Here is a 12680-nt window from a genome sequence, read left to right as displayed (position 1 = left end):
AATTTAAAAATGTTGCAAAAACAACACCTTGTATCTTTTAATTTATTTATTGAATCGCAAAAATAGGAAAAAATTAAATTATTACGTGTCGATAAATCAAATATTAGAATTTTAATATTAACGATAACCTTTTCGTAAACAAAAATTGAGAAATAAAACGTGAATTAAGGATTAGAACAAACAAATTTGATTACAGTAAGTATTTAACAAGAATCTACTCTTCACTTAAATTTGAAACAAAAAAGCTTTTTTCTTGTTAAAATTATTAAGATCAACACCATATTCACCTATAAAATAAAAAATGTTTAAAAATTTATTATGCATGCATAGTATTTTTAAACATTTTTTTGTAATTTCGTGCCATTAAATCTCAAAAATTAAACAATGAAAATATTAGTTTGCATCAGCCATGTACCTGATACTACATCAAAAATCAACTTCACAAACAACGATACAGAATTTGACACAAATGGTGTTCAATTTGTAATCAATCCAAACGATGAATTTGGATTAACAAGAGCCGTTTGGTTTAAAGAAAAGCAAGGTGCTACCGTTACGGTTGTAAATGTAGGTGGTACAGATGCAGAAGCTACATTAAGAAAAGCATTAGCGATTGGAGCAGATGAAGCCATTCGTATCAACGCAAATCCAACTGATGGTTTATTTGTAGCAAAACAACTTGTTGAAGTGGTAAAACAAGGAGGTTATGATTTAATTATTGCTGGAAAAGAATCATTAGACTACAATGGTGGTATGGTTCCTGGAATGATGGCTGGATTATTAGGTTACAATTTTGTTAATTCTTGTACAGGTTTAGAAATTGACGGAAATAAAGCTACTGCTGTAAGAGAAATCGATGGTGGTAAAGAAACACTTTCTACTTCATTACCGTTAATTATTGGTGGACAAAAAGGTTTAGTAGAAGAAAAAGACCTAAGAATTCCAAATATGAGAGGAATTATGATGGCACGTTCAAAAGCGTTAGCCGTTAACGAACCAACAAACGACAGTAATGCAACTCAAGCTGTTAAATTTGAAAAACCTGCTCCAAAATCAGCAGTTAAATTAATTAGTCCAGATAATTTAGACGAATTAATTAATCTACTTCATAACGAAGCAAAAGTAATCTAATTTAGCCATTAACATAAAAATATAGAATCATGTCAATCTTAATATATGCTGAATCAGCAGAAGGAAAATTTAAAAAAGTAGCATTAGAATTAGCTTCTTATGCAAAAAAAGTAGCAGATGCAATGGGCACAACTGTAACTGCAGTTACTGTCAACCAAACGAATGCTACAGAATTAGCAAAATATGGTGTTTCTAAAGTATTAAAAGTTTCTAATGACAAATTAAGTCCTTTTAACGCTAAGGCTTATGCGGATGTAATTAAACAAGCAGCTGAAAAAGAAAGCACTAAATTAGTGGTATTATCTTCTACGACAGACAGTTTATATCTAGCTCCATTAGTGGCAGTAAGTTTAAATGCAGGTTATGCTTCCAATGTAGTGGCTTTACCAGTAAGCACAAGTCCTTTCCAAGTAAAGAGAAATGCTTTTTCAAACAAAGCATTCAACATTACTGAAATCAATACTGAAGTAAAAGTTATAGGAGTTGCTAAAAACTCTTTTGGATTATTTGAATCTGAAACTTCACTTACAGAAGAAGATTTTGCTCCTTCATTGAACGATGCTGATTTTGGAGTAAAAGTAGAAAACATTGAAAAAGTAACTGGTAAAGTTACGATTGCAGATGCTGAAATCGTAGTTTCTGCAGGCCGTGGTTTAAAAGGTCCTGAAAACTGGGGAATGATTGAAGAATTAGCATCAGTTTTAGGAGCTGCTACAGCTTGTTCAAAACCTGTTTCAGATATTGGATGGAGACCTCACAGTGAGCACGTTGGACAAACAGGAAAACCGGTAGCTGCCAACTTATACATTGCTATTGGTATTTCAGGTGCGATCCAACATATTGCAGGTATTAACTCTTCTAAAGTAAAAGTAGTTATCAATACAGATGCTGATGCTCCTTTCTTTAAAGTAGCTGATTATGGCGTAGTTGGTGATGCTTTTGAAGTAGTGCCACAATTAATTGAAAAATTAAAAGCTTTTAAAGCAAACAATGCTTAATTTTTAATTGTTCAAAAATATATTATATTAAAATTAGAGTTATCTTTGTTTAGATAGCTCTTTTTTTTATTTTTGAGCGAATGTTTTTGGTATTTTTGCCAACCATTTTCCTGCTGTACGCTTTATTTTTTATGCAGACTACATCCGCATAAAAAGATATCGCTACCATCAGGGCTAAATAGAATCATAGTTTATTTTAATAATCTTTAAGTATTGTTTTTATATTCAATCAGTACTTGTTACGAATTACATAATGAGTTTAGTCAAATTAACAATAAAAGGCATTTCCTATAGCCAAACACAAAATGGTGCGTATGCACTCATCTTAAATGAAGTGGATGGAGAACGAAAATTACCTATCGTTATCGGTGCTTTTGAAGCACAATCCATAGCCATAGCTCTGGAAAAAGAAATCAAACCGCCACGTCCACTAACCCACGATTTATTTAAAAATTTTGCAGATCGATTTGACATTATTGTAAAACAAGTCATCATTCATAAACTAGTAGATGGTGTTTTCTTTTCAAGTATCATCTGTGAAAGAGATAAAATTGAAGAAATAATAGACGCACGCACCTCAGATGCAATCGCTTTAGCACTACGTTTTAGCGCACCCATTTTTACTTATAAAAACATCTTAGACAAAGCGGGTATCTACTTAAAAATAAACCCTTCAAAAGACGAAGAAAACAGCAATGAAACCGATGATGTTTTATCCACACCAGAAACTTTTGGAAGTGATGACCCAGTTGTTTCTCAACAAGAAGAATACAGCGGCTTTTCGCTACAAGAATTGTACGATAAGCTAGAAGAAGCTGTACAAAATGAAGACTATGAAAAAGCTGCAAAAATAAGAGATGAAATCTCTAAAAAAGAATCTTAATACTACATCCAGAATGATTAAAAATATATTTTTATGCCTCTCTCTTATATTTACTTTTTTAAATATAAATGCTCAAGAAATTGAAAAAAAATGGCAATTAGGCACTTCTAAAAATGATTACTTAGAATTAAAAGAAGGGACATACCAACTCCAATTATCTAAAGACAGTCTTTTTCAAAAAGGCGATTATTTAATACAAGATAAGTTTTTATTCCTTTTTGAAGACGGATCCGATTCGCCTACCAAACGCTTTGTAATCGAAACTAAAACCGATTCTACACTTACTTTGAAGAAAGGAGATAAAGCCTATTCTTTTTTCTCTTCAAATAAAATTAAGAAAACAACCGAAACCACGAATACTTTAGTAAAAAGTACTGGAATAACTACTGGTGGAATCGCTAGAGGTATTCTAGGCATGTTCGCCTTACTAGCTATCGCATTCGTGTTTAGTGCGAACCGAAAAGCTATTAACTGGAAAACCGTCTTTATTGGTTTAGCTGCACAATTAATCTTAGCTATTGGTGTACTAAAAATTTCATTTGTTAAATCTGCATTTGAATTTGTAGGCAACCTTTTTGTTTTAGTATTAGATTTTACCAGAGCAGGTAGCGAGTTTCTTCTAGGCGGAATGATGAATGTTGAAAGTTTTGGCTTTATCTTTTTATTCCAAGTTTTACCAACCATCATCTTCTTTTCAGCTCTAACTTCATTATTATTTTATTTAGGAATAATACAAATTGTGGTAAAAGGATTAGCAAAAGTTTTAACCAAACTACTTCATATATCTGGAGCTGAAAGTTTATCTGTAGCAGGAAATATTTTTTTAGGACAAACGGAAGCACCTCTAATGATTAAAGCCTATTTAGAGAAAATGAATAAGTCCGAAATCTTACTCGTAATGGTAGGTGGAATGGCTACAGTAGCTGGTGGAGTACTTGCTGCTTACATTGGTTTTTTAGGCGGTAACGACCCTGTACTACGCTTAGAATTTGCCAAACATTTATTAGCTGCTTCAGTTATGGCTGCACCAGGTGCCATTGTTATTTCAAAAATACTATACCCTCAAACGGAATCGATCGACACCAATGTAGAAGTTTCAAAAGAAAAAATTGGCTCTAATATTTTAGATGCTATTTCAACCGGAACCACAGAAGGATTAAAATTAGCGGCTAATGTAGCGGCTATGTTGTTAGTTTTCATTGCTTTTATAGCCATGATTAATTACACTTTAGGATGGATTGGAGACTGGTCTGGATTAAATACTGTTATTGCAAACAACACTCCATATTCTAAGTTTTCTTTAGAAACCATACTTGGACTTATTTTCTCTCCTCTAATGTGGTTAATTGGTGTAGCACAAGAAGACATGATGCTGATGGGGCAATTATTAGGAATTAAATTGGCTGCTTCTGAATTTGTGGGTTATATTCAATTGGCTGAATTAAAAAACGCAGCGAACGATATTCATTTTACCTATGAAAAATCGGTAATTATGGCAACCTATATGCTTTGTGGTTTTGCGAACTTTGCCTCTATCGGAATTCAAATTGGAGGTATTGGTTCTTTGGCTCCAAATCAAAGAAAAACTTTATCCGAGTTTGGATTAAAAGCGGTTATTGGTGGAAGTATTGCCTCACTATTATCTGCAACTATAGCAGGAATGATTATTGGGTAAACTTTTAGGCAAAAGTAAAAAGGCGGAAATAGTTGAAACAAAAATTATATTTATACAAAATTTAGAAAGCAAGATTGGTTCGTTTATCATATTTTTAAATAAAAACAACTCATAATCTTTTATCTTTCACCATTAACCAAATAAGATGAAACAATATCACGATTTAGTAAAACATGTATTAGCAAACGGTAACCAAAAAGGAGATCGTACAGGAACGGGAACTATTAGTGTATTTGGATATCAAATGCGATTCGATTTAAGTGAAGGTTTTCCTATGGTAACAACAAAAAAATTACATCTTAAATCTATCATTTACGAATTATTATGGTTTTTAAAAGGAGATACTAACATCAATTATTTAAAAGAGAACGGCGTTAAAATTTGGAATGAATGGGCAGATGAAAATGGAGATTTAGGACCTGTTTACGGGCATCAATGGAGAAACTGGAACAGTGAGGAAATCGACCAAATAAAAGAAGTTATAGAAACTTTGAAGAACAACCCAAATAGTCGCAGAATGCTAGTTTCTGCATGGAATCCAAGTGTGTTACCAGATACTTCTATTTCATTTGCTAAAAATGTTGCCAATGGTAAAGCCGCTTTACCTCCTTGTCATGCTTTCTTTCAATTTTATGTTGCTGATGGAAAATTAAGTTGCCAACTATACCAAAGAAGTGCTGATATTTTCTTAGGTGTTCCTTTCAATATTGCTTCCTATGCCTTATTAACAATGATGATGGCTCAAGTTTGTGATTTACAAGTAGGTGATTTTATTCATACTTTTGGAGATGCTCATATTTACAACAACCATATAGAACAATTAGAGTTACAATTGTCTCGTGAATGTCGTCCGTTACCCAAAATGAAATTAAATCCAGAAATCAAAAATATATTTGATTTTGATTTTGAGGACTTCACTTTAGAAGGTTATGACCCTCATCCACATATTAAAGGTGCTGTAGCTGTTTAATTAGATTTTTAATGTCACATTATAGTACAGAAGTAACTTCGTCAAAAATTAAATCTGACAATCCTGTTCATCAAAGGTTACTTTTTGGATACTATTCTGCAAAAGAATATATCCATGGTGATGTGCTAGAAATTGGTTGTGGCATTGGGAGAGGTTTAGAAATTGTAGTAAAAAAATGAACAACTTACACAGGAATAGATAAAAATAAAAAACTAATTGATGAACAAATTCAAAACTTTCCTGAAAACTCTTTTATTCACGGAACGGTTCCTCCTTTATTAGAAATTGAAAACGAACATTTTGACACTGTAATAAGCTTTCACGTTATTGAACATATTGAAAAAAGACAATTTGTTTCTTGAAGAAATATACCGTGTTTTAAAACCTAATGGCACACTAATTCTCTCTACTCCCAATAAAGAAAAAACCATTACAAAAAACCCTTGGCATATAAGAGAATACAATGACGTTGAATTAAAAAAAATTTTAAAATCGAAACACTTTAAAGTTGAAAAAGAATATGGTATTTTTGGAAATCAAAAAGTAGAAAATTATTTCGAAATGAATAAAATAAATACATTAAAAATAATTCGTCTCGATTTTTTCAATATCAGAAGATTCCTTCCGCCTTTTTTATATAAAATCATTTATGAATTTTTCAACAGAGTAAATAGAATTCAATTAATGAAAAAAAACCCTGTCATTTGCTCTTCCATAACACACCAAGATTTCAACATAGCTAATTACTCAAAAGACTGCTTAGATCTTTTTTTTGTAGTAAAAAAATAACTTCATTAGAAAACTTTATGAAAAAAATTACTCTTATCTTATTCCTACTTATAAATATTGCATTTTCACAAGAACAAGACTATACAAATGTTTTTTCAAATTTCGACAGCATACAAAAATCCAGTTTAACCTATCATACTAACAGACTAATAACGGTATTTAACTATGAATTTGTTAAATCAAAAAAAGACAGTCTTAGAGAAGTGACCATGACTATGAAATTAGATTCGATTGGGAAATTCAATCTAATATACATTGAAAAACAAAATATTGATTTACAAGCTTTTTTTACAACTCTTTTGGAAAAAATTCCATCTGTTGAAATCTTAAATTCGAACAATAAAAAAGCTGTAAATGAATTTATAACTTGTAAATTTAAGTTGTATCCAAATGCTGATGTATCAAAATTGAATGCTGCAATTTTTGAAAAAGAAACAGACACTATCAAAGCAATTAAAGAATTGGATATATATCCCTCATTTGGTAATTTTAAGAAGAATACCAACAAAGAAAAATCATTAAATGAATTCAACAAAAATATTACAAAACACATCCAAGATAATTTTATTTATCCAGAATATGCTATAAATAACAACATTACTGGTAAAACTTTTGTTTATTTTGTAATTGAAAAAGATGGCAGTGTAGAAAAAATTATTGTTACTCAAGCACATCCCGTCTTACATTTTACAGGAATAGACATTATAAGTAAACTACCTAAACTTAAACCTGGTATGATAGATGGCGAACCCGTTAGAGTAAGTTATGGATTACCATTAACGTTTAGATTCAAATAATTGTGTTATTATTTTCTTAAAACAAAACACTTATTTCATTCCTTTTTTTCAATTTAGTATTTTAGCAAAAACTACACCTAAACGAATGAAAAAAATTACTCTACTTTTTTTAGCACTTTTCATATTTCAAAGCAGTACTGCACAATTTTGGAAAAAGAAACAAAAACAAAAACCAGAAATAACTGCAGCAACGGAAAAGAAAAAAACAGGAAAAATAAAGGATTACAATAGTGTAATAACTAAAGACGCTAAGACTACTTCTGGTTTATTTAAAATACACAAAGTAACCGATACATATTATTTTGAAGTTCCTAACCAACTCTTAAATAAAGACATGCTTTTGGTGAGTAAATTCGCTAAAGTTCCTGAAGGTCTTGGAGGAGGTTATGTAAATGCTGGTACTGAAACCAATACACAAATGATTTTTTGGGATCGTTTTGAAGACAAATTACTCATTAAAGTAAAATCTGCTAATAGTATTGCCAATGATAGTCTACCAATCAACATTTCAGTTAAAGCAAACAATAATGACATCACATTATTTTCATTTGATATAAGCGCATTTTCTAAAGATTCTACCGCAACTGTAATTGATGTTACTAAATTTTTCGCAACAGATGTAAAAGCGATTAGTGGTTTGTCTCCTAGAATAAGAGAAGCTTATAAAGTTAAAAATTTAGACGAAAGCAGAAGTTTTATTACTTATATGAAAGCCTTTCCTTTAAATATAGAAATTTTACAAGATTTTACTTACAACGCTTCAAAGCCTTCTATTTTAGAAAATACGGAATCCATTAGTGTACAAATGAGTCAATCGCTCATATTATTACCTGAAAACCCTATGCGACCTAGATATTTTGATTCTCGCGTAGGTTGGTTTACATTGAATAAATACGATTATAGTAGTACCGAATTAAAATCGGACAAAAAAACGTATATCAGAAGATGGCGATTGGAACCCAAAGACCCAGAAGCTTATGCAAGAGGAGAATTAGTAGAACCTATCAAACCCATTATTTATTACTTAGATCCAGCAACACCAGACAATCTTAGACCTTATATTAAAAAAGGCGTAGAAGAATGGCAAAAAGCCTTTGAAGTTGCCGGATTTAAAAACGCTATTTTAGCCAAAGACCCACCTACAAAAGAAGAAGATCCAGATTTTAGCCCAGAAGACATTCGCTATTCTGTAATTCGTTATGTAGCCAGTACAACAAGAAACGCCATTGGCCCTAGTATTTCAGACCCTAGAACTGGTGAAATTATTGAAAGTGATATTATTTGGTATCACAATCACCTTCGTTCGTATAGAAACAGATACCTTCTAGAAACAGGTGCGGCTAATCCTTCTGCACGCACATTACATACCAGTGATGAAGAAATGGGTGAAATGATGCAAATGGTTATCGCTCATGAAGTAGGACATGCTTTAGGTTTTCCACACAATATGAGTGCAAGTTGTGCCTACAATGTAGAAGATTACAGAAAACCAAATTTTACAAAACTAAATGGAATTTCTGCGAGTATAATGGATTATGCAAGATTCAATTATATTGCACAACCTGGAGACACCAATATTCGTTTCATAAGACAAATGGGACCTTATGATGCTTATGCTGTAAACTGGGGTTATCGAATTATTCCAAATGCAACCACACCAGAAGATGAAATTCCAGTTTTAGATCAATGGATTTTAGAAAAAGCAGGTAATCCTATGTATGAATTTGGAAAACAATCAAGTAATTTTAATCCTTACTCTCAAACGGAAGATATAAGCAATAATGCCATGAAAGCGAGTGATTATGGTATAAAAAACTTAAAAATTGTAGCGCAAAATCTTCCCGAATGGACGAGTAGCCAAACCAATAATTATGAAGATTTAGAAGAATTATATGGCGAACTGTTAAGTGTTTGGAGTCGTTATATTGGTCATGTAGTTACTTATGTGGGCGGAGTGGATGAAATTGAAAAGAAACCGAATCAAGAAGGTGCCATTTATTCCGTTATTCCAAAAGAAAAGCAAAAAGAGGCTGTAAGTTGGTTATTGAAAAATGTTTTTTCGGACCAAAATTGGTTGGTTAACCCATCGTTACTTAATAAATTTACACCTGATGAATATGCACAAAAATTATTAAGCTACCAAAAAAGACATTTGAACAACTTATTAAGTTTAGAAAGAATGTCTCGTTTAATAGATGCAACTTATATCAATTCCGAGAATTATACTCTTTTAGAATTACTTACTCAAACCAGAAATCACATTTGGTCAATACAACCTAAAGAGAATTCAATTTCAGAAAGAAATCTTCAAAAAGCCTATTTGAATCATTTAATTTCAATTTATGAAAATAAAGACAACACTATGAAAACTGAATTATCTGATATTAAATCGTTAGTGTATGGTCAACTTTTAGAATTAAAATCCTATTTGAAAAGGGTTTTAAACCAAGTAACTCATAGAGAAACTAAATATCATGTTTTAGAAAGTTTAAATACTATTGAAAAAACCTTGGAAAACAAATCCAAATAATACAACTGATAATCAAAGCAATAATTAAAAAAGCAAAGTTTTTATAAAAAGAGAATTAATTTTTCTACAATTTGGCTTACTTTTTGTAAATAATGAAATAAGCACGACTGTTTAAATAGTTACTATAATGATTTACAGTAATTTAATTTTTATTTATCAATTAAATTTATCTTATTTTTACTGCAATTCTAAAATAGATTTCCTATTTTTGCAATCGTTTTTTTTAAATTATTAAAATTATTAAAAAAATCTTATGAAGAAAATTTTACTATTATTATTAGTTGTTACCTTAAATGGATTTAGTCAAGTTATTGATTTTTCAGAATATGACGATTTTCTGAAAAAACATGTATCGAGCAAAGGAGTTGTAGATTATGACAAGGTTTTAAAAAACATGAATGAAATTAGAAATATAGCTCAAAATTTTTCTAAAATTTCCCCTAATAAAAGTTGGTCAGAAGCTGAAGTTAAAACGTATTGGATCAATGTTTACAATGCTAATATTATTAAATTATTAGTAGAGAACTATCCAATTAAAAGCATCAACTATATTAGAGACCCATTTAAAATGCAGTTTATTGACTTTGATGGTGAAAAAATTTCATTAGATCATATCGAGCATGAAATTTTACGCCCCATGAACGATCCTAGAATTCATTTTGCATTATATTCAACTGCTATTTCATCTCCACATTTAAGAAATACAGCCTATGCTTCTAACAGTATTGATTATGATCTTGATGTAGCAACTAGTAATTATATTAACGACGCTTCACAAAACACAATTGGAACTGCTACTTGCCAATTATCAAAAATTTTTGAATGGTATTTTACAGATTTTATTGGACCAATGAACATGGTAGGTTTTATCAATAAATATTCTGCAGTAAAAATAAACGATAATACTAAATTAGAGTTTAAAGATTACGATTGGAATTTATACAAATAAATCAAAAATATTAAGTATCTTAATGCCTGTTTGAAACAATCTTCAAACAGGCATTTTTGATTCAAAAATTCATGAAAAAAATAATACAAGACCAAAGACTTTTCTTCCATACCAATCAAACAAAATCCATATCGTTTAGAATAAAGGCTTTAAAAAAATTAAAAAGTATCCTACAGGAAAACGAAACTCTTTTATACGAAGCCATTTATATCGATTTTAAAAAATCAGCTTTTGACACCTACACTAATGAATTAGGGCTATTGTATAAAGACATAGACGAAGCGATACATCATCTTAAGAAATGGTCAAAAATTAAAAGTGTAAGTACTAATTGGGTGAATTTCCCAGCTAAAAGTTATATAGTCCCAGAACCATTTGGAAACACCTTAATTATAGGAGCTTGGAATTATCCATACCAACTTTCATTAGCTCCTGCAATTGCAGCCATTGCAGCTGGTAATACCATTATACTTAAACCTAGCGAAGTACCTAAAAATACAAGTCGTGCATTGGCTACCCTTATAAATAAAAATTTCAGCCCTAATTTTTTTAATGTAATTGAAGGTGGTGTAGATGAAACAACTTATTTATTGAATCAAAAATGGGATAAAATATTTTTTACTGGAAGTGTTCCTATTGGAAAAATTGTATATGAAGCTGCAGCAAAACACCTTACACCAGTAACTTTAGAACTAGGAGGCAAAAGTCCGGCCATTGTTGCTTCAGATTGCGATTTAAAAACAACCGTTAAACGATTAATTTGGGCCAAGTTCTTAAACGCTGGTCAAACATGCATTGCTCCAGATTATGTCTATGTTCACAAAACAATAGAAACTGATTTTTTAAAGGCTTGTCAAAAAGAAATTGAAGCTTCTCATTTCAGTTTTGAAAATCAAAATTATGTTCAAATTATTAATGAAAAGAATCACAAACGACTCACAAATTTGATTGATCCCAACAAACTTTTCTTTGGAGGAAACCATAACATTGAGAATCGATACATACAACCTACCCTCTTAAACAATATAACTGAGGACGATACCATTATGAAAGATGAAATATTTGGGCCCATTTTACCTGTTTTATCCTATACCGATTTATCAGATATAATCCATAAGATCAAACAAAGACCAAAACCCTTATCTTGCTACGTTTTTACAAATGACAATTCTACCAAAAAGAGAATCTTGAACGAACTTTCGTTTGGTAGTGGAAGTATTAATGAAGCAATTATGCAAATCAGTAACAGTAAATTACCTTTTGGAGGCGTTGGCGAAAGTGGAATAGGCTCATATCATGGAGAACATGGTTTTAGAACATTTTCACACTATAAAAGTATTTTAGAAAAACCCAATTGGTTTGAATTGAATTTAAAATATTTCCCACATTCGTTGAAGAAACTAAAAATAATAAAATTCTTATTGAAATTATAAACTTAAACAAACATACTATGTTAACCATAATTGCAGCTGCTGCAGAAAATAATGCTTTAGGCAAAGACAACGATTTAGTTTGGCATTTACCCGACGATTTTAAAAGATTTAAATCATTAACAACGGGGCATTACATCATAATGGGTAGAAAGACTTTTGAAAGTTTCCCTAAGCCTTTACCGAATAGAACTCATATTATCATCACTAGACAAAAAAACTACACTGTCCCAGAAAACTGTATCGTAGTAAGTAGTTTGAAAGAAGCTATTGCTAAATGTCCAAAAGATGAAGAAAATTTCATTATTGGTGGTGGAGAAATTTACAAACAATCTATTACTATCGCTGATAAAATTGAACTTACTCGCGTACATACTAGCATTGAAGCCGATACTTTTTTCCCAGAATTTGACTCTAAAGATTGGCAGTTAATTGCAGAAGAATTTCATTCGAAAGATGAAAAACACCTTTATGATTTTACCTACCTTACTTACTGTAGAAATGAAAATTAAATTCGTATTTTTGCGA

At 30.9% G+C, this 12680-nt stretch carries 13 protein-coding genes; all 13 read left to right on the top strand.

The features are described from left to right. Window positions 1-384 precede the first annotated feature (384 nt). The gene (locus tag FHG05_RS07680) at window positions 385-1131 is read left to right on the top strand and encodes an electron transfer flavoprotein subunit beta/FixA family protein (protein ID WP_140997433.1); all 747 of its coding nucleotides are present in this window, start codon (window positions 385-387) and stop codon (window positions 1129-1131) included. A 29-nt stretch (window positions 1132-1160) separates the two neighbouring features. After that, complete coding sequence (locus FHG05_RS07675) at window positions 1161-2129, top strand: electron transfer flavoprotein subunit alpha/FixB family protein (protein ID WP_140997432.1); 969 nt, start codon at window positions 1161-1163, stop codon at window positions 2127-2129. A gap of 253 nt (window positions 2130-2382) precedes the next feature. Continuing rightward, complete coding sequence (locus FHG05_RS07670; RefSeq protein ID WP_140997431.1) at window positions 2383-3012, top strand: bifunctional nuclease family protein; 630 nt, start codon at window positions 2383-2385, stop codon at window positions 3010-3012. Window positions 3013-3025: 13 nt separating this feature from the next. After that, complete coding sequence (locus tag FHG05_RS07665; protein WP_140997430.1) at window positions 3026-4687, top strand: NupC/NupG family nucleoside CNT transporter; 1662 nt, start codon at window positions 3026-3028, stop codon at window positions 4685-4687. 145 nt (window positions 4688-4832) lie between these two features. After that, window positions 4833-5657 carry a thymidylate synthase gene (locus FHG05_RS07660; protein WP_140997429.1) on the top strand — a complete coding sequence of 275 codons (825 nt, stop codon included), beginning with the start codon at window positions 4833-4835 and terminating at the stop codon, window positions 5655-5657. Window positions 5658-5668: 11 nt separating this feature from the next. Continuing rightward, window positions 5669-5836 carry a hypothetical protein gene (locus FHG05_RS18355; protein ID WP_157504201.1) on the top strand — a complete coding sequence of 56 codons (168 nt, stop codon included), beginning with the start codon at window positions 5669-5671 and terminating at the stop codon, window positions 5834-5836. 15 nt (window positions 5837-5851) lie between these two features. Beyond that, window positions 5852-6019, top strand: coding sequence for a methyltransferase domain-containing protein (locus FHG05_RS18685; RefSeq protein ID WP_140997503.1), 168 nt, complete (start codon window positions 5852-5854; stop codon window positions 6017-6019). Further along, entirely contained in the window at window positions 5994-6446 is a 453-nt protein-coding gene (locus tag FHG05_RS07650) for a class I SAM-dependent methyltransferase (protein WP_140997428.1), read from the top strand. Before FHG05_RS18685 ends, FHG05_RS07650 begins: the two co-directional genes overlap by 26 nt. A gap of 17 nt (window positions 6447-6463) precedes the next feature. After that, window positions 6464-7243, top strand: a complete 780-nt coding sequence (locus tag FHG05_RS07645; RefSeq protein ID WP_140997427.1) for an energy transducer TonB — start codon at window positions 6464-6466, stop codon at window positions 7241-7243. A gap of 85 nt (window positions 7244-7328) precedes the next feature. Next, window positions 7329-9773 (top strand): zinc-dependent metalloprotease, encoded by a 2445-nt coding sequence (locus tag FHG05_RS07640; RefSeq protein ID WP_140997426.1) that lies wholly within the window; start codon window positions 7329-7331, stop codon window positions 9771-9773. A gap of 253 nt (window positions 9774-10026) precedes the next feature. Next, a complete protein-coding gene (locus FHG05_RS07635) occupies window positions 10027-10722 on the top strand; it encodes a DUF547 domain-containing protein (RefSeq protein WP_140997425.1) in 696 nt (231 codons plus the stop codon). A 71-nt stretch (window positions 10723-10793) separates the two neighbouring features. After that, entirely contained in the window at window positions 10794-12155 is a 1362-nt protein-coding gene (locus FHG05_RS07630; protein WP_140997424.1) for an aldehyde dehydrogenase, read from the top strand. A 17-nt stretch (window positions 12156-12172) separates the two neighbouring features. Then, window positions 12173-12664: a dihydrofolate reductase gene (locus FHG05_RS07625; protein ID WP_140997423.1), complete on the top strand. Its 492-nt coding sequence runs from the start codon at window positions 12173-12175 to the stop codon at window positions 12662-12664. The last annotated feature ends 16 nt before the right edge of the window (window positions 12665-12680 follow it).

This window comes from Flavobacterium profundi, from assembly GCF_006491645.1.
Classification (GTDB): Bacteria; Bacteroidota; Bacteroidia; order Flavobacteriales; family Flavobacteriaceae; genus Flavobacterium; species Flavobacterium profundi.
The sequence above is the reverse complement of the archived record's forward strand: the minus strand, read 5'-3'. Positions and strand labels throughout refer to the sequence as shown.